The following is a 23285-nucleotide window of genomic DNA, read 5'->3' as shown; positions in this document are numbered from 1 at the left end:
TTACTGTGTGATAAGAGATTGGATGTGATCAATGTATTCTTTTGGTGATATTTTTTTGTATCCGGTTTTCCCGATGACTTTTGCATCCGAATTCATTAGAATGACGGTTGGGAATTGCCCTTTTGAATTGTAGTTGGCGGCTAAAGATTCATTAACCGCAGTTTGCTCTTTCGATAATTTATTTTTCTTCAATCTAGGGAAGTCTACATCTAGGATGACTAAATTTTTTTCTGCAAATTTTTTGAATTCATCTGTATTTAAAATTGTTTTTTTTAGCAGAATACAGGATCTGCACCAATCCGAACCAGAGAAGTTAAGGAATATGGTTTTATTTTCAGTTTTTGCTTTTTGCAAGGCTTCTTCCAAATTGTTTTGTGCCATTGCGGATGCACCATAGAAAAATGTTAAGCAAATAAACAGTAGCGATGTTTTTAAAAGATTATTCATAAAAATAATTATTTATTATAGGTAATAGATGCTTTAATTTCAGTATTTATTTTTAATAAATCAAATCTATGAAAAATATGTCTTGTGCGATGTATTTTAATTGTTAAAAGATGCAAAAAGATATATATTTAGATTACAACTGTTGTTAGTGGTGAAATTTAAAGCATCTACAGGCTAACGCCGTTGTTGTGTAAAATGCTTTTAACCTCGTTTCCAATTACTGATTTGAGGAGAGAAACTAATTTATCAATTTTATCATTGTTAATATCCAGAAGACCAAGAAGTATATAGGCTGAGTTGCGATCTATGGGAGCATCTTTTACTAGTTCTATTAAGATTTTGGCTCCGGAGCTATATTCTTTGTTGGATATAACAGATAGGTTTACGAAAAATTGACTTGCTGTTCGTATTACATCTCCTTCTTCTTCAACTTGAATAAAAGGAAACAAAGCCATAATCGCTTTTGGTTTATTTTTTCGGATGGAAGCACTTAAAGCAGTCAGCATTTTAATTCTTTCAACACTGCTGGTGTTCGACTGAAGGTGATCGTACATTTGGAACAGAACAGGGATCATCTTTTTATTTTGACTTTCGCCATATAAAAAACAGGTTCTGAATGTCATCACTTGAAATTCATTTTTGTTTAATTCATTCCATTTTTCAGGTTGAATTGCCAATTTATCTAAGTAGGAGTAATCCTTTTTATTTTCTGCCATGTGTTCTGTAATAATATCCTGCAAAGATAGAAAATGAATTTCATCTCCAAAGAACAATGAATAACGGGTGATTAATTTTATTTAGAAATTTTATGAATGTTTAATTTCGCTTTGCATTTGTATCTTTTTTGTTAATTTTGCTAGCCCTTGCCCAGGTGGCGGAATTGGTAGACGCGTCAGCTTGAGGGGCTGGTGGCCGTATGGTCGTGAAAGTTCGAGTCTTTTCCTGGGCACAATTAAGATAAATAGAGAGGTAACTCTCTGTTTATAAGACGTTCCCCAACGTGCTGGCGTTAGGTTCAATCAAAAGTTCAATTACTTTTTTTGAAAACCTACGCAATGAAAAACACATATTCAGAGCCTAAATTGTTTCCAACTGATCGAAACATTAAAAAGTTATGGTTCGTTGCATTCCGATTTACTGACCCCAATACAGGTGATCGTAAACAATTTCAATTTCGCGGTGATATCAACCATCACAAATCAAAATAAGATCGTATAATAGAATGAACTTTTCGATGCTGTACTTTGCTTGTTAAAGATAAAAGAGGAGTTGAATCCGTTTACCGATGAAACGGAAAAGGAATATGATCGCAAAACCTTACATGATTTTTTTAGAAGACGTGCTTTTATTCCTAAAACAGCAAGGCAATTTACCGATTATTTATTGACTGAAGGAAAGCATCAGGAAAGATCTTTAATTCAATGATCGGATTTTTAAAGACCTTTTTTAATGTACTTATTCCTTGTGAACTTATTGAAAATAATTCAGTTTAAACTCTCTTGTAAATGTTCTTCTTTCATAATTATTAGATAATCATATCTTAAGTCTGTGTCTATGCAAGGGTTTTATTTTCAGTAAATTGAAATAGTCAGAAAGTATACAAAATACAATTTCATTATTATTGGAAGTGTTTCATAAGTCTGAAAGTAGTTAAATGAATAGTATTATTTATTAAGTTGCTAAAATACTTTTAAAAACACAGAATTGATTCTTTTTTAGTTGGCATTTCTTTGTATTGTATGTTTTTATTTTATCTTTAAATTGGCATTTTGAAAATTTAACAACAAATCATGAGCTCGTCAATTCAACATATAGATTATCATTCTGTGAAAAAATTGAAGAGTGGAGATACAAATGCATTTGATGATTTATTTAAAAAGTATTCTTCACGTTTATTCAAATTCTCTGTTAAATATTTAAAGTCAAGTGAAGAGGCCGAAGAGGTTGTACAGGAGGTGTTTCTGTATATTTGGGATAAAAGAGATGGTTTAAAACCAGAACATTCTTTTAATGCTTATATTTTCACAATAGCCTATAATATTATTAAGAAATACTTCATCAAAAAATCTAAGGATAATGCTTTTAAAGATGATTTGATTTATTCATTACTTAAAGAGGAAAACAATCTGGATAAAACGATAGATTATAAATTTCTTCTTGAAAAAGTTGAGCTAATTATTGATGCTTTACCGAAAAGGCGTAAAGAAATTTTTATCAAAAGAAAGTATTACGGACTTTCAATTAAACAAATTGCCGAAGAACTTGAAATCTCTCCTAACACCGTAGAAAATCAGTTGGCTTCCGCCCAGAAGCAAATTCTAAAAGAACTTTCAAAAAGAAAATTGGATGGAGCACTCTTTTTTGCTTTTTTTGTTTCAATTTAATGAAAATATAACATGCTTATATTTAGCGTCATATGTGTCTTTTTTGATTTTTTTATCTTTTTTTCACCTTTTCCGATAGTGGATATTTCGCTTAAATGGACATTATAGATATCATGCAAACAAATAGGGAAAAATTAAATCGCTTTTTATCGGGTAAATATTCATTCAATGACTATTTATCCATATCCTCTTATTTCAAAAATGAAGAGTGTAATGAAGAATTAAAGAAACAAATGGAGGTGGAGTGGAATGAAACTAAACCGACTGAGGATAACAAGGAACGCCTGGCTGGAATTTTGAACCGTTTGCATGATCATATAAATAGTACAGGCAGAATAAAAGAAACTGTCTTTCAATCGTTTTACAATGTATTCTCAAAAATTGCCGTTGTTTTACTGATTCCTGCTTTAATTACCGTCGGTGTTTTATCTTACTTTTCAATTAATTCTCCTAAAAAGGTTGAATCCTGGGCTGAAATTCATTCTCCAATTGGATCCAGAGTGAAATTCCAGTTGCCGGATGGAACTCAAGGATGGCTGAATAGCGGATCCTCCATTAAATATCCAGTCAATTTTGCACAGAATCGGAAAGTTGAGATGTCCGGCGAAGCCTGGTTTGATGTTGTACATATCAATTCGGATGGATTTAGGGTACTGACTCCATATCTTGATGTTAAGGTATTGGGTACTCAATTTAATGTGAATGCATATGATGATGATATAACTACCGGGGTTATCTTGGAAAGAGGAAAAGTAATTGTTCTTGGTAAAGATGAAAGTGTGAAAGGGGAACTTGATCCTAACCAGCAACTGATTTATAACAAATCAACAAAAAAACTTGTTAAATCAAGTATTGACGCAAAAAGCTACACAAGTTGGAAAGAAGGATTGCTGGTATTTAAGAATGCTACTATGGCAGAAATAGCAAAAAGACTGGAACGAAGATATAATGTGGAAATAATTCTTCATGGTGATGCGTTGAAAGCCTCTATATTCAGAGCTTCATTTCAAGATGAAAATCTCGAAGATATTTGCAAAATGTTATCAACTGTGGCTCCCATACAGTATAAAATTCACAAAAGACTACAACAACCAGACAGCACTTTCCTAAAAAAGAAAATAGAAATGTGGTTAAAATAAAATATAAAACAAAAAAAATGCCTATGACAATGTTATAAAAAAAACAGGGAGGTATTTGCACTACCTGCCCTGTCGATTAATTAGAATTTAACTTTAAGAAGTAGTAAATCCGTTAATTACAAATTTATGAAAAAAAACAAAACCTACAGGCTGCTGGAAGACAACGGCTTGTTAAAAATGCTTAAGATTATGCGTTTTACCATTTTTATCTTATTAGTTTCCGTATCGCAAACGTTCGCGGTTAAATCTTACGCTCAATTGACTAAAATATCATTAGACATGACGAATGTAAGTGTGGAAGAAGTTATTGATCAAATAGAAAGTAACTCGGAGTACTTTTTTATGTACAATAATGATTTGATTGATGTTAGCCGTAAGGTAGATATCAAGGTCGAAGAAATCAAGATTGATCAGGTATTGGATAAACTATTTGAAGATACTGATGTTTCTTATTCGATTCTCGATCGTCATATCCTGCTGGTGAACAGTGAGGGAAAAGAAAAAAACAACTTGCAGCAAAAGTCAGTTTCTGGAAAAATCAAAGACTCTTCCGGCATTCCGCTACCAGGAGCAACTGTACTTGTAAAAGGTACTACAAATGGCACAATAAGCGATATTGATGGAAATTATGTTCTTTTAAATGTTCCAGCTGACGCAATTCTTGTGTATTCATTTATTGGAATGAAATCGCAGGAAATTTCTTTTGATGGAAGTGCAAACGTTAATGTAACATTAACCGAAGAAACAATCGGATTGAATGAAGTGATAGCTGTTGGTTATGGCACACAGAAAAAAGCAAATTTGACTGGAGCCGTAGGAAGTGTTCAGATGGGGGATATGGAAAGCAGACCTTTGACTAATGCCAGTTTGGCTTTACAAGGTACTGTTTCTGGAGTATATGCTTTGCAAAGTTCAGGAAAACCAGGAGATGATGATGCGGTTATTTCCATTAGAGGTGTTGGAACATGGACTGATAATTCACCATTGGTACTGATTGATGGATTTCCTGGCAATATGTCTGATGTTAATGCAACTGACATTGAATCAATATCAGTATTAAAAGATGCAGCATCTTCTTCCATTTATGGAAACAGGGCTGCCAATGGAGTTATTTTGATTAGCACAAAAAAAGGAACTGCCGGCAAGATGAAAGTGAGCTATAACGGCTATTTTGGCGTACAGAAAGCAACCCGTTTGCCAAGTGTTTTAAATTCGGTAGAATATGCCACACTTCGTAATGAGGCATCGGCAAATTCAGGGAGTGTTCCAAATTACACCGATGAAGATATTCAAAAGTATGCAGCACACAATGATCCAATGTATCCTGATATTGATTATTTTAAAGTGTACTATGGTCAGGCAAATACACAAAATCATCGTGTAAATATGTCTGGTGGCAATGAAAATGTGCAGTACGCGTTTATGCTTGGGCATTTAAATCAAGATGGTATTATGGTAGCAACCAGTTACAAAAAGACCGATTTTCGTTCGAACATAGATGCTTTTTTCTTAAAAGATAAAAAATTAAGGCTGTCTACTAAATTGGCTGGTAACCTTGGTGTTAAAGGTGAGCCTACCAGTGTTTGGAATGCTACGTGGTATGCCACACTCGCCCCAATATATCCCCTTAAAAACGCAGATGGAGAGTATATGAGCGTAAACGGGGAATTAAATCCTTATGCCGAAATTAAAACTGGTAGTACAGCAGAAACGAAACGCTATAATTTTAGTGGGCAGGTTGAAGCTGAATATGAAATTGCTAAAGATTTAAGTGCGCAGGTAACATATGGATATAATGTTGTTACATCAAACGGGAACCGTTTTAATGCGAATGTAGTATTAGCAAATAAGGACGGAAGTTCAAAAACAGAATCATCAGATTTGGATGTTCGTAATAATACAGATGTTCAGACAATGTTGACTTCTTTATTGAAATACAACAAAAAATTTGGAAAACATGAGTTAAAATTGTTGGCCGGTTATTCTGAAGAAGAGTTTACTTACGATTGGCAAAGTGGCTATCGAAAAAACTTTGTTAACAATGACCAGCGAGTACTCAATCTTGGTGATGCTGCTACTCAGAAAAATAATGCCGGAAGTTACGACCTTGGTTTGCGATCCTACTTCGGGCGTATAAATTATGTATTTGATAACAAGTACTTGTTTGAAGCTAACATTAGAAGAGATGGATCTTCGCGATTTGCTTCAGGAAATCAGTGGGGAACGTTTCCATCTTTTTCAGGCGGTTGGATTATTTCGAAAGAAGATTTTATGCAAGATCCTAATTGGCTTAATTTCTTGAAGCTACGTGCCTCTTGGGGACAGCTTGGAAATGAGAAAATACCAAACTATTATAACGGGAGTGATATCTTGCAGTCAGGTAAAGATTATTCGCTTGGAGGTGTCCTATATTCAGGTGTGGCTTTAGAAGATATGATCAATAAAGATTTATCATGGGAAACATCAGAACAATTGAATTTTGGTATAGATATGACATTGAGAAATGGCATGGAACTGACCGTTGATTATTTTGACAAAAAAACAAAAGGTTTACTTTTAGATCGACAAATTCCATGGACTATGCAATTGAATGCACCTTTCGTAAATGCCGGTGAAGTTCAGAATAAGGGAATTGAAGCTTCTTTAACCTACCGGAAAACGTTTTCAAATGGTCTTAAGTTCCGTACTACGTTTAACGCATCTCACGTTGTAAATAAAATTACAAAAATGGATCCGGAGAAACTTACTTCTCCCAAGGCTCAAAAAGTGGGGGACGCCATTAATTCATTTTATGGCTACAAGATGGATGGAATTTATCAGGTCTCTGATTTTGACTATGATGGAAGTACGTATACTTTAAAGCCTGGTGTTGTTTCTGTTTCAAACTATGTTGCGCAGCCGGGAGACATTAAGTTTAGAGACCTTAACGGCGATGGCGTTGTAGATCAGAATAACGACAGAACAGTAATTGGGAAACAGTTCCCGGATCTTACTTATTCGTTGAACCTAAATTTGGAATGGAAACAATTTGATTTTAGTGCATTCTTTCAAGGTGTACAAGGCATTGATGGCTATTTTTATTATGAAATTGCTACGCCATTTAGTGGTGTTGCCAATCTAGGCTCATGGTGGAAAGACAGATGGACACCTGAAAATCCATCCAACACTATGCCACGGGTAACTTTAGACGAATATCGTACGAATGTTCATTCGTCTTTCTATGTGGAAGATGCATCCTACCTCCGTTTGAAGAATATTGAATTGGGGTATACCCTTAGTCCTGAAATTGTTTCCCGAATTGGATTAGGTTCCGTACGAATTTATGGAAGTATCCAAAATGCTTTTACCATCACGAATTTTAAAGGTTTTGATCCTGAGCAAAAAGTTGATCAAACCAGAGCTGAGGCTTTTCCTCAGGTTCGTGTGATGACTATGGGTATAAATGTTAACTTTTAAAAGATCCTAACGATGAAAAATACAAATAAGATCATTACTATATTTTTTCTTTTATCAGTTTTGTTTGGTTGTTCAGACGATTTTCTCGATAAAACGCCTCTTGATAGGTTGTCCCCTAACACATTCTATAAAAACGAAACCCAGGCTAAAATGGCACTGATGGGTATTTACAATGCCATTCAGCCAAATGCCACACCAACTCATTTTTATCAGTTTGAATTTATGTCGGATAACGGTTATTGCCAAGCAGCATGGCAGGGTTCAAATGAAATTGGCTCATGGAGTACCAATTCAAACAGCTGGGCTCCGAATGCAAAATGGCAACAAGATTATAAAATCCTTACCAGGGCAAATCAATTTATGAAAGACATCAGTACAGCTCCGGTAAGCGACGAAGTGCGAACTCAGATGGTGGCGGAAGCAAAATTTTTACGAGCTTATGCCTATTCTGATTTAATTACTTTTTTTGGAGATGTGCCACTTATAACCGAGGTGCTGACGCTTGATGAAGCCTACGTGTCACGAAATGCTAAAAGTGAAGTTCTTACTCAAATTCTTTCTGATTTTACTGATGCTATCGCTGTATTACCAAAATCTTATTCTGAGGTAGGACGTGCGACTAAAGGTGCAGCATTGGCCTATAAAGCAAAAATCTTGCTTTATAATGAACAATGGGATGAGGCTGCACAAGCAGCTAAGGATGTTATGGATCTTGAGGTTTATGATTTTTTCTCAGACTATTCTGGTCTTTTCACAGAAGCCAAGGAGAATAATAGTGAAGTTATTTTTGATATTCAATACACAACAAATCAACCGCAACCATGGCCGGCAGAGCCATTTGTTCTGGGTACCTGGCAAACGTCGAACATTACAGCCGATATGATTAATTCATATTACATGACCAATGGATTGCCGATAACAGATGCAACATCCGGTTACAACGATCAGGATCCTTATACAAACAGAGATCCAAGACTTGCTAGTACTGTAGTTCTTCCGGGTTCAACATATGGCGATGCTACTTTTATTCCTGCCAGTTATGCTGAATACCCTTGTGGCGCCAAACCACGTAAGTATGCGGAGTATGGAGTTGCCGACGTCAACACCAGTACCCTGAATACGATCTTGATGCGATATGCAGATATCTGCCTGATGCGTGCTGAAGCGCTAATCGAATCTGGTAGTACGGATCAGGAAATTTATGACCTGATTGATGCTGTTCGTGCAAGAGTGGGAATGCCTGCTGTTGAATCTGTTGAAGGAACCGGGCTTAACCAAACTCAACTTCGTGAAATAGTAAGACATGAAAGAAGAGTTGAATTTTGCATGGAGGGAACACGGTACGCAGATATGCTGCGTTGGAAAGATGAATCTTTAGTGCATGATGTGTATGGTTATGACAAATCGAAATTATCTGATCCTTCAGATCCTGCTAATTGGGTGTTTGAACAAATTAAAATAACTACCATAAACTTTAATGCAGCCAAGGGGTGGTTGTGGCCAATACCTCAAGGAGACATTGATATTAATGAAAATTTACTCCCTAATAATCCTGGGTATTAAAAATATCAATTAATAAGGCTAAGCCAAGGTCTTTTTTAAGATCTTGGCTTTTGTTTTTGAACTAATTCTTACGCTTTTTGGTTCTTATTGATCCACAAAATAAACCACTGACAAGATTTGCAAATGGAATCTATTTCATTCATTTTAAAATCAAATTTCCGGGAATTTTAAAATAGATATGAATCGAAATTAATAAGTATATATTTTTAATAGTTAATAACACTTTTATTGTCGAATAAAAAAACATTTCGACAAAAACATCGATTAATGAGAGGAAATTCACAAATGGGTTCGCTTAAAACTTGCAAATTCCTAAAATACACATTTCAGAAAATCAATTTGTAAATTTAAATGGTAAGGTCTGTATTGGTTGTCGCATGGTGTATAATACGCATCTCCAAATTATAAGCAATAACTTGACCTCCCTGTGTGGCAACTTCCTATATTTTTTATTTATTTTCGGAATTCGTATATTAAAAAGTATTTTAAACCTTTTTTTTGAAAGTGTGAATAAATCAAAACTAATGGACAGGTCGTATGGTAAATATTTGTAATGGAAATGTTATTTCTGCGAGAAAAATTCACTCTTAAAGCAATACTTTCAGCTGAATTTGTTAAATACAGTTTCTCGCTATCTGTTTTTAATTCGTTTGTCCAACAAGCTGCTGCAACCAAAAAACCAATAGTAACTCAAAGAAACAAATTATGCGAAAAATTATTTACCTGTCTTTTATTTGCTTGTCAATATGGATGGCTTCTTGCGCTCCTGACGGATATGAGAAAACTCAATTTGGAATAAAAGCAGCGGTTGATTCAACCGAAATTGAAGTCCAGTTTTTCTCACCTGAAATTGTTAGGATTATCAAATCGAAGCAAGGCTTCAATTTCGAGAAAAAATCTCTTTCGGTAATTAAATCGCCGGAAGCACAACTACTGGAAATAAATAAAACAGATCGGTTGATTATTGTAAAAAGCAGCGCACTTCAGCTGACCCTCGATCTTGTAAGCGGTAAGATTGAATTTGCTGACCTGAACGGAAATGAATTGCTGGCAGAAAAAGAAGCCGGTTCCAGATTTACTCCGTTTGATGATGCCGGCAAAGCCAGTTTCACGGTAAAACAAGCCTTTGCATTGGAAAATGATGAAGCACTTTACGGACTTGGGCAGATTCAAAATGGCAAGCTGATGCAAAGAGGCCAAACCCTCGAAATGAAGAACTCAAATCTGAATATTACGATCCCTTACTTCTATTCCTCAAAAGGTTATGCTCTTTATTGGGATAATTATGCCGTAAACACTTTTGTAGATAATGATGAAGAAACTTCGTTTGAGGCAATTGGTGATTGTGCCGATTATTATTTCATGTATTCAGGGATAGGAACAAAGGCAGTGGCACAAATGCGAGACTTAACAGGTCAGGCGCCTATGATGCCATTATGGACATTTGGATATTGGCAATCCAAAGAACGCTATAAAAATCAGGACGAGCTGGTAAATGTATTGAAAGAATACAGAAAATTGCAGGTTCCGATTGACGGAATGATTCAGGATTGGCAATACTGGGGCAAAGACAGTATGTGGAATGCCATGACTTGGAAACCAATTGAATATCCTAACCCGAAAGTCATGGCTGATCAGGTTCACGGAATGAACGGTCACCTGATGGTAGTTGCATGGCCGGGATTTGGTCCGTTAACCAAGCAATACAAAGAATTTGAGTCGAAAGGCATGCTAATAAATTTTGATACTTGGCCACCCAATGGAGGCGTTAAACCTTATGATGTTTATAACCCGGAAGCCCGCGATATTTATTGGGATTATTTGAACAAGGGTGTATTCTCGATTGGAACAGATGCCTGGTGGCTTGATTCTACAGAACCTGACCATATTAATGTGAAAGAGAGCGATTTTGTAGAACCTACTTTTCTTGGGTCATACCAATCGGTGTCTAATGCTTTCTCTCTGGAACATACCAAAGGAATTTACGATCATCAACGGGAAACGACCTCTGAAAAGCGGGTGTATATTTTAACCCGTTCATCATTTGCCGGACAGCAACGAAATGGTGCCAATTCATGGTCGGGAGATACCGGTTCCAGTTGGGAAAATCTGGGAAAACAAATTCCGGCTGCCGTAAACTTCTCATTGAGTGGTGTACCATATTGGAATGCAGACATTGGAGGTTTCTTTGCCGGCAGATACAATAAAGACGGTGGTGCTAAAAATCCTGAATATCAGGAGCTTTATGTTCGTTGGGCTCAGTTCGGTGCCTTAACTCCAATGATGCGTTCGCATGGAACAGATATTCCTCGTGAAATTTATCAGTTTGGTAAACGAGGAGATTGGGCTTTTGATGCCATTGAAAAGATGATTAAGCTGCGTTACCGAATGCTTCCTTATTTGTATTCAACAGCTTGGCAGGTAACCAGCAATTCAGGTTCGTTTATGTATGCGTTGCCCTTGCTTTTTCCTGATGATAAAAAGGTTGCTGATTTGAATGATGAATATGTATTTGGTCAGTCTCTGTTGGTAGCACCTGTTATAAAACCCATGTATACCGGTAAAAATAATGATAAGGTTTTCAGTAATTTTAGTAAAACCGATAGTCGCCGGATTTATCTGCCTGCCGGGACTGAATGGTTTGATTTTTGGACAGGCGAGAAATTGGCTGGCGGTCAGGAAATAAACCGAGAAGCACCAATTGATCTGATCCCATTGTATGTGAAAGCAGGTTCTATTTTACCATGGGGCCCTGAAGTTCAATATGCATCAGAGAAAAAGTGGGACGATCTGGAAATTCGTATTTATCCCGGTGCTGATGGTGAATTTACTTTGTATGAAGATGAAGGAGACAACTACAATTACGAAAAAGGAGCTTATTCAACTATTTCTTTCAAATGGGACGACGCACAGCAAACATTGAGTATTTCAGACCGAAAGGGAGAATTCTCAGGCATGTTGTCTGAACGTCAGTTTCGTTTGGTTTTGGTGAATTCAATTTCAGGAACTGGTTTGGCAGAAAATACTCCTGTGAGAACAGTAACATACATCGGTAAAGCTCTGTCAGAAAAACTTTAAATCATTGTTTAATATGAATACAAACCGCAGAAATTTTCCAAACAAGCCTGTATGGCAGAAGGATTTTTCTGTGGTTTTTTCTTTTGGGGGGTTGATTTAAAGTCTAACTCTCTTTTGGGAAATTAACAGGCGACTTCATTATTTCATCATATAGATTATTTATCTGTTGAAATAATGAAATATGGAGATAGAGAAGAATTTAGTGATCTGTTTAAAAGTGTTCTTCACGTTTATAGAATTTGTCAATATTAATATGTTTACATGCAGCTATTTTTGATTAAGTGACTTTTTTGTTTTTCGAATAGTGGAAATTGATCTTAAATGGACACTATAGGTATGCCATATTCAGAGTGCCATTTAGATTTTTGCATTGATTCTTTTCTTTATTCTGAAGAACATCCAATTAAAGTTGTGCAGATATTGAAGAAAACGTATTTTGTACTTTTATTTTAAGCTTTACAATTTAATAGAACCTAAACCCAAAACTGAAATGAGATCATCTATTTTTTTCTTATCCATTTTTATACTAGCTTTCTTTACTTCCTGCCAACCTAAAAAGACGATTAAAACTTTCAATAAAGACGAATTTAAATCCTGGGCACAAACTCCACCTATGGGTTGGAACAGTTGGGATTGTTATGGTCCAACCGTTGAAGAACATGAGGTGAAAGCCAATGCTGATTATATGGCTGAAAAACTAAAAGCTTATGGTTGGGAATACATTGTGGTAGACATTCGCTGGTTTGTCGAAAATGACAAAGCAGGAGGATACAACCAAACCGATCCACACTATGTGATTGATGAATACGGACGTTACCAACCTGCGGTAAATCGGTTTCCTTCAGCAAAAGACGGTAAAGGGTTTAAAGAACTAGCTAACTACATTCACAATAAAGGTTTAAAATTTGGGATTCATATCATGCGTGGAATCCCGAAAGTGGCTGTGGAAAATAAATTACCGATTAAAGGAACAGACGGGATTACAGCCGATCAGGTCTATTCTGCAGAACTGCAGTGTAAATGGTTGAAGGACAATTATACAATTACAGCAGATAAACCAGGTGCACAGGAATATTATAACTCGATTTTTGAATTGTATGCCGAATGGGGGGTTGATTTTATTAAAATTGATGACTTGTCGCGCCCATATCATCAAGGGGAAATTGAACTGATTCGAAAAGCGATTGACCAGTGTGGTCGTCCGATTGTCCTTAGCACTTCACCGGGAGAAACACCGATTGAAGCAGGGAAACATGTGCAAAATCATGCCAATATGTGGAGAATGGTTGACGATGTTTGGGATACCTGGCCACACATCACTCATTTAATGGATATTTGTCAAAAATGGTATACTTACATCGCACCTGGCACCTGGCCCGATTGTGATATGATTCCATTGGGACGCATCTCTATTCGCGGGGAACGTGGAAATGACCGCATGACCCGTTTGAGCAAGGACGAACAATACACGCTGATGACTTTGTTCTCAATTTTCAAATCACCCTTAATGTTTGGAGGTGATCTTCCAAGTAATGATGAGTTTACACTTTCCTTGCTGACTAATAAAGAAGTGTTGGAAATGCACCGCGTAGGAATTAATGTACATCAGCTTTTTCAAAAGGATGGAAAGCTTGCCATTACTTCTAAAAATTCCATTACCGGTGATATTTATCTTGCCCTTTTCAATATTTCAGATTCACCTGTGGAAGTTGCTGTTGAGCTAAATGAAATTGGTGTAAATTCAAACTGTAAGGTGATTAATTTGTGGACGGGCGAAGAAATCAGTACGACTTCGGATACATTTGGCCGTGAATTAGATGCTCATGCTTGTGGATTGTTCAAATTAAGACAGTAAATAATTTTAAGACAGAAACATAATACTCTATGAAACGATTTTATTTATTGCTGAGCCTGGTTGTTTTATCGTTATTTCAGACCGTGTTCGCTAACGAACCCGATTCAGCTTATGTGTTTTCTTATGCTACAGTTAAAAATAACGGCAGCAACGGATTGCATTATGCCTGGAGTACTGATAAAAAAAACTGGCATGGCATTGGTCCGGAATATAGATTCCTTTTCAGTGATTTTGGACGTTGGGGAAGTCAAAAAAGATTGATCACACCCTATGTTTTTCTGGATCAGAAGGAACAGTGGCACTGCATTTGGACTTTAAATGAAGAAGTCGGGCAGTTTGCACATGCAGCCACAAGCGATTTATTTACCTGGGGCAGACAAGCCTATCCCTATGTAATGGACAAAGGCAATGTTCTTTTGCCGGAAATTTCCTTTCAGACTGGTTCAGGAAATTATCTGATTAGCTGGCTGAGCGATCAGGATGGAAGTCAAAAGGTATATAAAACAACGACTACAGATTTTAAAACCTATACAACTACAGTTGAAGGAAGCGAAAGTGATCGTTTAAACGATCGCGTTGTTGTTATGATTGATGGTGAAAAACAAACAGGTATCATTCAAAAAACATCATGGAAAACAATTGATGGTTTGATTAAACATTATGAATGGAGTCAGTACCATGAACAACAAAGAAATGAAAGTCTGAGTGAAGATTCTCAACGATTCAAATCATTAAAAGCGCTGGATGCTGAAATTTCCATCGATTTGGAAAAAAGCAAGTCCATTAGCGATTTATTGATTGGAATATTTTTTGAAGACATCAATTATGCTGCCGACGGTGGTTTGTATGCCGAATTAGTTCAAAACCGTGGATTTGAATATGCTCTTAGTGACAGAGAAGGGCATGACAAGAATTGGAATAGTACCACTGCATGGAATTTCACCGGTGATAAAAACAGCTTCAATATTGATACGGTCACTCCAATCCACCCCAATCAAAAACACTACGCTGTTTTATCAATTAAAAAGCAGGGGGAGGCCTTGGTTAACGAAGGTTTTGATGGCATTCCTCTGAAAGCCGGTGATAAATACAATTTTTCTGTTTTTGTTCGCGGATTGGATGGGGCTAAAGGTAAATTGCTGATTCGTTTAATGGATGAAAACGGGAATGTATATGCTGAAGCTTTCAGCAAAAGCATTAGTGCTGATTGGAAAAAACAGGAATTTGCGATCATTGCAAACGGTGATTGTGATAAAACTCATCTGGAAATAGTTCCGCAATTTACGGGCAAAGTGGCATTGGATATGGTTTCTCTTTTTCCAAAGAATACATTCAAAGGGAGAAAGAACGGCTTGCGGGCAGATTTGGCTCAAACAATTGCTGATATTCATCCTCGCTTCATTCGTTTTCCGGGTGGTTGTGTAGCACATGGCGATGGTCTCGATAACATCTATCGCTGGAAAAACACGATTGGCCCGCTGGAAGCCCGGATGCCGCAACGGAATATATGGGGTTACCACCAAACTGCAGGCTTGGGCTATTTTGAATATTTTCAGTATTGTGAAGATACCGGGGCTGAACCATTGCCGGTGCTGGCTGCAGGTGTGCCCTGTCAGAACTCCGCAACCGGAGGAGACGGACAACAAGGCGGCATTCCAATGTGCGACATGGGTGATTATGTGCAGGAAATTCTAGACCTGATTGAATGGGCCAATGGGGATAAAAATACCACATGGGGAAAACGAAGAGCTGAAGCCGGCCATCCTCAGCCTTTTAATCTTAAATACATTGGAATTGGAAATGAAGATCTGATTACTGATATTTTCGAGGAACGTTTTACCATGATTTTCAAAGCTATTCAGGAAAAATATCCTGAAATCACAGTGATTGGTACTGTTGGCCCAACTTATATGGGCACCGATTACAGAGAAGGCTGGGAATTGGCTGCAAAATTAAATGTCCCAATGGTAGACGAACACTACTATCAGTCTCCTGGCTGGTTCTTAAATAATCAAAACTATTACGACAAATATGACCGTTCCAAACCCAAAGTTTATTTAGGAGAATATGCAGCACACATAGCCGGCCGTAAAATGAATATTGAAACAGCACTTTGCGAAGCATTGCACCTGAGTAACGTTGAACGCAACGGCGATGTGGTTAGCATGACATCTTTTGCACCGTTACTGGCCAAAGAAGGACATACACAATGGAATCCGGATCTGATTTATTTCAACAACACAGAAGTGAAGCCTACGGTTGATTATTACATACAAAAGCTTTATGGTCAAAATTCAGGCGATGAATATATTCCTTCAACAATTACTTTGTCTGATAACCGGAAGGAACTAAAAAAACGAATAATTTCATCGCTGGTGCACGATAGTAAAACAGGTGATTACATTTTGAAACTAACTAACCTGTTGCCGGTTGAAGTGAACTCAACGATTAATTTGGAACAACTTCAGATAAAAGAAACAGAAGCAGTTGTAACAATTTTAAAGGGTGAACTTATCAACGAAAACTGCACCCCGGTAAAAAGTTCAATGGTTATCAATAAACAGTTTAATTATCATATACCTGCGCACTCCTTCTCTATCATTCGAATTAAATCAGAATAAAAATAATATTTACTAAAATGAAATTAAAAAAACAGATTAAAAGGCCGTTGATATTTATATCACTCTTCATTCTACCTTGTTTTTCGATCTTCGCTCAGAATAATTTTGTGATTGATGTAAAGAATGTTGGTGCAGAAATACAGCCTGAAATGTACGGCGTATTTTTCGAAGATATCAACTTTGGTGCCGATGGCGGATTGTATGCAGAGTTGATTAAAAATCGTTCTTTTGAATTTGAACATCCCTTTTTAGGGTGGATCCCTTTTGGTGATGTAAAAGTTCAGCAGGAATCGCCTTGTTTCGATAAAAATCCAAATTATGTCCGTTTTAACGAAAAAGGACATAGAACGGGAACCGGACTCGAAAACAACGGTTTCACAGGCATTGGATTTCATCAGTATGATGAATATTTGTTTTCATTTTATGCGAGATCAATTAGCAATGATGATAATAAATTTAAGGTAGAATTACTAAATGCCGGCAATGCTGCAATTGGAACCAGTGAAATTTTAGTACAAGGAAATGCCTGGAAAAAATATACGTGTACAATAAAAGCTAAGGAAACTGAAGCAAAAGGTAAAATCCGATTTATTTTGGAAACAGCAGGAACAGTTGATGTAGACCACATTTCTCTATTTCCGAAAGAAACATGGAAAGGCAGGAAAAATGGATTGCGCAAGGATCTTGCTCAGGCATTATATGACTTGCACCCGGGCGTTTTACGTTTTCCAGGTGGATGTATTGTTGAGGGAAATACCTTAAAAACCCGTTATCAATGGAAAAATAGTGTTGGTCCTGCTGAGAACAGACCTTTGAATATCAACAGGTGGTTTTATACTTTCAAATATCATTTCTTTCCGGATTACTATCAAAGCTACGGTTTAGGCTTTTTTGAATACTTTTTGCTTAGCGAGGATATTGGAGCAGAACCTTTGCCTGTATTAAGCTGCGGTTTGGCTTGTCAGTACGAAAGTAAAGAGTGTGTTGCGGTTGACAGTCTTGATTCATATATTCAGGATGCTGTCGATTTAATTGAATTTGCCAATGGGAAAGTTAGTACTAAATGGGGAAAAATGCGGGCAGAAATGGGACATCCCGAACCATTTAATTTGAAAATGATTGCTATTGGCAATGAGCAATGGGGAGATGTATATGTAGAGCGACTGGAGAAATTTGTGAAAGTAATACGGGAAAAGCATCCTGAAATTAAAATTGTTGGAGGTTCCGGTCCTTCTTCTGACGGCAAGCAGTTTGAATACCTGTGGCCAAAAATGAAAGAATTAAAAGTTGATCTTGTTGATGAGCATTACTACAAAAATCCTGAATGGTTTTATAAGAATGCAAAGAGATATGATACATATGACCGAAAAGGGCCAAAAGTTTTTGCCGGTGAATATGCAGCACACGATACGGATAAGGCAAATAATTTGCGTGCAGCATTGGCTGAAGCGGCATTTATGACAGGATTGGAGCGAAATGCTGATGTCGTTCACATGGCAACTTACGCTCCGTTATTCGCCCATGTTGATGCATGGCAATGGCGTCCGGATATGATCTGGTTCGATAATCTTTCTGCTGTTTGCACTCCAAACTATTACGTTCAAAAAATGTATGCTAAAAATGCTGGAACAAACGTGCTTTCAATAAAATCGAAGGATGAAAACATTACAGGACAAGATAGTTTGTATGCAAGTGCCGTATTGGATCATGAAAACTCAGAGATAATCGTTAAAGTGGTAAATATATCTTCTGTTAATCATGAAATAAATATCAAACTGGATGGATTAAAAAAATCATTTGAAGACAAAGAGGTGAAAATAACTTGTCTGCATTCTAATAATCCTGACTCACAAAACACATTGGCTGCTCCATTGGCAATTGTACCGGGAAATTATTCCATTAGCTCTGAAAAAAACAGCTTTAAACTTTCGGTAACGGGCAATGCTTTTTATGTGTGCCGTCTAAAAATTAAACAATAAATCTAAACTTGAAATATATGTTTTCAAAACCAAAAAAGCACATGATATTAATTTCCGGACTCTGTTTTTTTGTATTCAGTGTCTTGTTTGGCTGCAGCTCTGATAAAACAGGAAATGATACCAGTGCCTATTTATTTGCCTATTTTACAGGCAATGCTCCCGGCGAAGAAGCCATTCATTTTGCAGTAAGCGAAGATGGTTATCACTATCGGGCTCTCAATAACAATAAGGCAGTAATTGATTCAAAACAAATCAGTACTTCGGGTGGTGTGCGCGATCCGCATATTTTGCGAGGTGAGGATGGTAAAACCTTTTATATGGTAGCTACCGATTTGTATGTGCCGGAAATGGGTTGGAAAAATTATGCTATGGTACTGATGAAATCTACCGATTTAATTAATTGGGCTTCTTCAGTTGTGAATATTCCCAAAGCTTTTCCTGATCAGTTTGGCGATGTCTGGCGAGTTTGGGCTCCGCAAACCATTTATGACGAAGAAGCCGGCAAATACATGGTTTATTTTTCGATGATTCAGAAAGATGGTCCTGATATAATTTATTATGCCTATGCCAACAGCGATTTTACGGCTTTGGAAGAAGCACCCAAACAGCTGTTTTTTAATCCTACAAACAATGCCTGTATTGATGCAGATATCATAAAAAAGGGCGATAAATTTTATTTGTTCCACAAATCGGAAAGTGGCGATCCTGGAATTAAATTGGCTGTTTCAAACAAATTGACTGAAGGTTATGAGTTCGTAAATACAGATAGAGTGGACAGAGAAACGGAAAATGTTGAAGGTTCTGGTGTATTTAAATTAAATAATTCCAATGAGTGGATATTGATGTATGATGTATATGGACTTGGACGTTACCAGTTTACAAAAAGTTCAGATTTTGAAACCTTTACTGTAATCGATCAGGATATTTCGATGAACTTTCACCCAAGACACGGTACGGTGATGCCAATTACTGATAAAGAATTAAAATTACTGGTATCAACTTACAGCAATTACGACGATTTACTGGTTGATGCCAATTCTCCTTTACTGAAGAAGAACAATGTCTGTTTTAAAAGTGAAGATAAAACAATCTATTTGCCTGTAAAAACCGGAGCAGACATGAATCATTTCGATCCGGAATTCAAAGCCTTTTCAGGAATCTCTTATAGTCCTAAAGGGCCACAGGATTTCTCGAAAGGATCGGTGAAATACACGTTTAAAATTGATGGAAAAGAAAGTCAAAACTTCGAGGTATCGGTTTCGGAAGATCACAACCCTGTTTTGGAAGGTTATAAAGCCGATCCTGACATTCTGTATTCTGAGAAAACAGGCAAATATTATATTTACCCTACCAGCGATGGTTTCAATAACTGGTCGGGTTATCAATTCAGTGTGTTTTCATCCGATAATTTAGTTGACTGGACTGACGAAGGTGTTATTATCGATCTGAAAAAAGATGTTAGCTGGGCCAATCGAAATGCCTGGGCGCCCTGTATTGTCGAAAAGAAAATTGACGGACAGTACAAGTATTTCTATTATTTTACTGCAGCACAAAAAATAGGTGTTGCTGTGGCTGATAATCCAACAGGACCGTTTATTGACAGTGGAAAAGCATTGATTGATAAAAAGCCAAAAGGAATTACAAATGGGCAGGAAATTGACCCGGATGTATTTACCGATCCAAAAACCGGCAAAAGTTACCTGTATTGGGGGAATGGTTATATGGCCGCAGCCGAATTGAATGATGATATGGTTTCTATCAACGAAAAAACCACAAAATTGATGAATGTTGATAACACTTATCGTGAAGGCAGCTATGTAATTTATCGCAATGGAACCTACTATTTTATGTGGTCTGAAGATGATACCCGAAGTCCGAATTACAAAGTGCGCTATGCCACTTCAGATTCGCCGATGGGAAAATTGACGATTCCAGAAAATAACATTGTAATCCAACAAGATAAAGATCAGGAGATTTATGCCACAGGACACAATTCAGCTATTCAAATTCCAGGAAAAGACGAATGGTATTTGGTATATCATCGTTTTACCCGTCCGAAAGGAATTACAATGGGACGAGCCGGCGGATTTCATCGCGAAGTGTGTATTGATAAATTGGAATTTGATGCCGATGGAAGTATTAAAAAAGTAAAGCCAACTCTTTCAGGTATCGATGCTGTTAATTAAGGATGGATTGCTGAGTGTTTAATTATCAAATACTGTACACGATGAAAAAATTATTTTTATATACGATCCTTTTGTTCACATTCTTACTGAATGCTTGTTCGCCCCAAAAAAGTGAAGGAACATTTGAAGTTGGAGATAAAACATTTCTGCTTAACGGGAAACCATTTGTTGTTAAGGCAGCCGAAATGCATTATCCCCGCATTCCGAAAGAATATTGGGAGCAGCGCATCAAGATGAGTAAGGCTCTAGGCATGAATACAATTTGCCTGTATGTTTTCTGGAACATTCATGAACCTGAAGAAGGTAAATACGATTTTACCGGAAATAATGATGTGGCAGAATTTTGTCGTTTGGCTCAAAAGAACGGGATGTATGTGATTGTTCGTCCCGGACCATATGTGTGTGCCGAATGGGAAATGGGAGGTTTGCCCTGGTGGTTGCTTAAGAAAAAAGATATTAAGCTGCGCGAGCAAGATCCCTATTTTATGGAAAGGGCAAAACTATTTATAAACGAAGTAGGAAAACAGCTGGCCGACCTCCAGATTACCAAAGGTGGAAATATATTAATGGTGCAGGTTGAAAATGAATACGGTTCTTTTGGTACAAATAAGCCCTATATTCAAGATATCCGCGATATCGTAAAAGGTGCAGGATTTAATGATGTCCCATTATTTCAGTGCGATTGGAGTTCCAACTTCCAGAACAATGCATTGGATGATTTGCTGTGGACCGTTAATTTTGGGACAGGAGCCAATATCAATGAGCAGTTTAAAAAACTGAAAGAGCTTCGTCCTAATACGCCTCTTATGTGCAGTGAATTTTGGTCAGGCTGGTTTGATCATTGGGGAGCAAAACATGAAACCCGAAGTGCAGCCGATTTGGTGAACGGAATGCAGGATATGTTGGATCAGAATATCTCGTTTAGTTTATATATGACTCACGGCGGAACCAGTTTCGGACATTGGAGTGGTGCAAATTTTCCTAATTTCTCGCCAACTTGTACATCGTACGATTACGATGCGCCAATTAGCGAATCAGGAAGAACAACTCCCAAATATTTCGAAGTTAGAAAATTGCTGGAAAAATATTTGCCTGAAGGTGAGTTGCTAAGTGAAATTCCCGATTCAATACCAACCATTAGCATACCAGCTTTTGAATTGGATGAAACAGCTCTCTTGTTCGACAATCTTCCTGAACCAAAAATGAGTGAAGACATTAAATCGATGGAATTTTTTGATCAGGGATGGGGAAGTATTTTATACCGGACCAAGCTTGAAAAATCAGATAAACAGCAATCTTTAGTGATAACTGAAGCTCATGATTGGACACAAGTTTTTATCGATGGTGAAAAAATAGCAACTCTTAGCCGGCTAAGAGGAGAAAATACAATTTTATTGCCTCCTGTAAAAGAAGGTGCCGTTCTTGATATTTTAGTTGAGGCCATGGGACGGATGAATTTTGGCAAAGGGATTTACGACTGGAAAGGGATTACAGAGAAGGTTGAAATAAAATCGGATAAGGAAGTAAAGGCACTAAAAAACTGGCAGGTATACAGTATTCCTACCGATTACAGTTTTGCTAAAAACAAGCATTATACCAAGCTGACAAATTCTGAAAAACAACCTGCTTTTTATAAAGGAAGGTTTGTGGTTGATAAAAAAGGAGACACTTTTCTGGATATGAGCAACTGGAGTAAGGGCTTGGCCTGGGTGAACGGACATGCCATTGGCCGCTATTGGGAAATTGGTCCGCAACAAACACTTTACGTTCCGGGATGTTGGTTAAAAGAAGGTGAGAATGAAGTGATTGTTTTCGATTTGGCATCGCCGACAGAAGCTAAAATCGAAGGATTACGCCACCCAATATTAGATGTTTTGAAAGGAAATGGAGCTTATGCCTGCCGTAAACCAGGAGAAACTCTTGATTTAGCGAATGAGACGCCGATTTATAAGGCTTCATTTACAAAAGGAAATGGTTGGCAGCATATTAATTTTAATAAACAAGCGAACACCCGCTACTTTTGTCTGGAAGCCTTAAATTCCTTTGGAGACGATAATTTTGCTTCCATTGCCGAACTGGAAATTCTTGGTAAAGATGGCAAACCCTTATCGCGACAGCATTGGAAGGTAATATATGCCGATAGTGAAGAATTAGATGCGGCCAATAATACGGCAAGCAATGTATTCGATTTACAGGAGTCAACCATATGGCATACGAATTACTCAACAACCAAAGCAGGTTTTCCACATCAGATTGTAATTGATTTGGGCGAAGAAAAGCTTGTTACAGGCTTTTGGTACTTGCCTCGTGCCGAAGAGGGGAAACCGGGTATGATAAAAGATTATAAAGTATATCTAAAGCAAACGAGGTTTAAATTATAAAAGCAGAAAAAACACAAGATGAACAACAGTAAAAACCATTATTCCAGCTAAGGAATAATGGTTTTGTTTTTTCCTCGTGTATACGGATAAACGAAAGTGAGTTCTCAGAACTAAATGAATACCATCACCACAAAGAAAGTCTGATTTTGTTTCGTTTTTATATATTCACTTAATAATTGTTTTCTTCCGCAGATAA

The 23285-nt window shown here is 37.1% G+C and carries 13 protein-coding genes and 1 tRNA gene; 12 read left to right on the top strand and 2 right to left on the bottom strand.

The window, feature by feature from the left end; translation table 11 throughout:
* Both ACY0M5_RS18000 and ACY0M5_RS17995 read right to left on the bottom strand, forming a co-directional pair.
* A complete protein-coding gene (locus ACY0M5_RS18000) occupies nucleotides 1–447 on the bottom strand; it encodes a thioredoxin family protein (protein ID WP_225441293.1) in 447 nt (148 codons plus the stop codon).
* Nucleotides 448–614: 167 nt separating this feature from the next.
* A complete protein-coding gene (locus tag ACY0M5_RS17995; protein ID WP_461630131.1) occupies nucleotides 615–1163 on the bottom strand; it encodes a hypothetical protein in 549 nt (182 codons plus the stop codon).
* A gap of 149 nt (nucleotides 1164–1312) precedes the next feature.
* Between ACY0M5_RS17995 and ACY0M5_RS17990 the strand changes: the two genes are divergently transcribed.
* The 12 genes from ACY0M5_RS17990 (at nucleotide 1313) to ACY0M5_RS17935 (ending at nucleotide 23089) form a co-directional block, all read left to right on the top strand.
* A tRNA-Leu gene (locus tag ACY0M5_RS17990) sits at nucleotides 1313–1396 on the top strand.
* Nucleotides 1397–1695: 299 nt separating this feature from the next.
* Nucleotides 1696–1872 carry a hypothetical protein gene (locus tag ACY0M5_RS17985; RefSeq protein ID WP_461630130.1) on the top strand — a complete coding sequence of 59 codons (177 nt, stop codon included), beginning with the start codon at nucleotides 1696–1698 and terminating at the stop codon, nucleotides 1870–1872.
* A gap of 365 nt (nucleotides 1873–2237) precedes the next feature.
* Nucleotides 2238–2831 (top strand): RNA polymerase sigma factor, encoded by a 594-nt coding sequence (locus ACY0M5_RS17980; protein WP_461630129.1) that lies wholly within the window; start codon nucleotides 2238–2240, stop codon nucleotides 2829–2831.
* Between the two features lie 95 nt (nucleotides 2832–2926).
* Nucleotides 2927–3970 (top strand): FecR family protein, encoded by a 1044-nt coding sequence (locus ACY0M5_RS17975; protein WP_124991058.1) that lies wholly within the window; start codon nucleotides 2927–2929, stop codon nucleotides 3968–3970.
* A gap of 126 nt (nucleotides 3971–4096) precedes the next feature.
* The gene (locus tag ACY0M5_RS17970; RefSeq protein WP_461630128.1) at nucleotides 4097–7426 is read left to right on the top strand and encodes a TonB-dependent receptor; all 3330 of its coding nucleotides are present in this window, start codon (nucleotides 4097–4099) and stop codon (nucleotides 7424–7426) included.
* Nucleotides 7427–7438: 12 nt separating this feature from the next.
* The gene (locus ACY0M5_RS17965; protein ID WP_124991056.1) at nucleotides 7439–8989 is read left to right on the top strand and encodes a RagB/SusD family nutrient uptake outer membrane protein; all 1551 of its coding nucleotides are present in this window, start codon (nucleotides 7439–7441) and stop codon (nucleotides 8987–8989) included.
* Between the two features lie 705 nt (nucleotides 8990–9694).
* Entirely contained in the window at nucleotides 9695–12067 is a 2373-nt protein-coding gene (locus tag ACY0M5_RS17960) for a glycoside hydrolase family 31 protein (RefSeq protein WP_461630127.1), read from the top strand.
* A 490-nt stretch (nucleotides 12068–12557) separates the two neighbouring features.
* Nucleotides 12558–13922, top strand: coding sequence for a glycoside hydrolase family 27 protein (locus ACY0M5_RS17955; RefSeq protein WP_461630126.1), 1365 nt, complete (start codon nucleotides 12558–12560; stop codon nucleotides 13920–13922).
* Between the two features lie 29 nt (nucleotides 13923–13951).
* Complete coding sequence (locus tag ACY0M5_RS17950) at nucleotides 13952–16543, top strand: alpha-L-arabinofuranosidase C-terminal domain-containing protein (RefSeq protein ID WP_461630125.1); 2592 nt, start codon at nucleotides 13952–13954, stop codon at nucleotides 16541–16543.
* 17 nt (nucleotides 16544–16560) lie between these two features.
* Entirely contained in the window at nucleotides 16561–18522 is a 1962-nt protein-coding gene (locus ACY0M5_RS17945; RefSeq protein ID WP_461630124.1) for an alpha-L-arabinofuranosidase C-terminal domain-containing protein, read from the top strand.
* A gap of 17 nt (nucleotides 18523–18539) precedes the next feature.
* Nucleotides 18540–20708 (top strand): family 43 glycosylhydrolase, encoded by a 2169-nt coding sequence (locus tag ACY0M5_RS17940; RefSeq protein ID WP_461630123.1) that lies wholly within the window; start codon nucleotides 18540–18542, stop codon nucleotides 20706–20708.
* 41 nt (nucleotides 20709–20749) lie between these two features.
* On the top strand, nucleotides 20750–23089 hold the full coding sequence (locus ACY0M5_RS17935) for a beta-galactosidase (protein WP_461630122.1): 2340 nt from the start codon (nucleotides 20750–20752) through the stop codon (nucleotides 23087–23089).
* The last annotated feature ends 196 nt before the right edge of the window (nucleotides 23090–23285 follow it).

It is taken from the genome of Labilibaculum euxinicum (assembly GCF_963678175.1).
In the GTDB taxonomy this organism is placed as follows: domain Bacteria; phylum Bacteroidota; class Bacteroidia; order Bacteroidales; family Marinifilaceae; genus Labilibaculum; species Labilibaculum euxinus.
The sequence above is the reverse complement of the archived record's forward strand: the minus strand, read 5'-3'. Positions and strand labels throughout refer to the sequence as shown.

Bases quoted from the DNA above. Each gene is read 5' to 3' on its own strand.
- ACY0M5_RS18000 (WP_225441293.1), bottom strand. From the start codon at position 447: ATGAATAATCTTTTAAAAACATCGCTACTGTTTATTTGCTTAACATTT.
- ACY0M5_RS17995 (WP_461630131.1), bottom strand. From the start codon at position 1,163: ATGGCAGAAAATAAAAAGGATTACTCCTACTTAGATAAATTGGCAATT.
- ACY0M5_RS17980 (WP_461630129.1), top strand. From the start codon at position 2,238: ATGAGCTCGTCAATTCAACATATAGATTATCATTCTGTGAAAAAATTG.
- ACY0M5_RS17975 (WP_124991058.1), top strand. From the start codon at position 2,927: ATGGACATTATAGATATCATGCAAACAAATAGGGAAAAATTAAATCGC.
- ACY0M5_RS17970 (WP_461630128.1), top strand. From the start codon at position 4,097: ATGAAAAAAAACAAAACCTACAGGCTGCTGGAAGACAACGGCTTGTTA.
- ACY0M5_RS17965 (WP_124991056.1), top strand. From the start codon at position 7,439: ATGAAAAATACAAATAAGATCATTACTATATTTTTTCTTTTATCAGTT.
- ACY0M5_RS17960 (WP_461630127.1), top strand. From the start codon at position 9,695: ATGCGAAAAATTATTTACCTGTCTTTTATTTGCTTGTCAATATGGATG.
- ACY0M5_RS17955 (WP_461630126.1), top strand. From the start codon at position 12,558: ATGAGATCATCTATTTTTTTCTTATCCATTTTTATACTAGCTTTCTTT.
- ACY0M5_RS17950 (WP_461630125.1), top strand. From the start codon at position 13,952: ATGAAACGATTTTATTTATTGCTGAGCCTGGTTGTTTTATCGTTATTT.
- ACY0M5_RS17945 (WP_461630124.1), top strand. From the start codon at position 16,561: ATGAAATTAAAAAAACAGATTAAAAGGCCGTTGATATTTATATCACTC.
- ACY0M5_RS17940 (WP_461630123.1), top strand. From the start codon at position 18,540: ATGTTTTCAAAACCAAAAAAGCACATGATATTAATTTCCGGACTCTGT.
- ACY0M5_RS17935 (WP_461630122.1), top strand. From the start codon at position 20,750: ATGAAAAAATTATTTTTATATACGATCCTTTTGTTCACATTCTTACTG.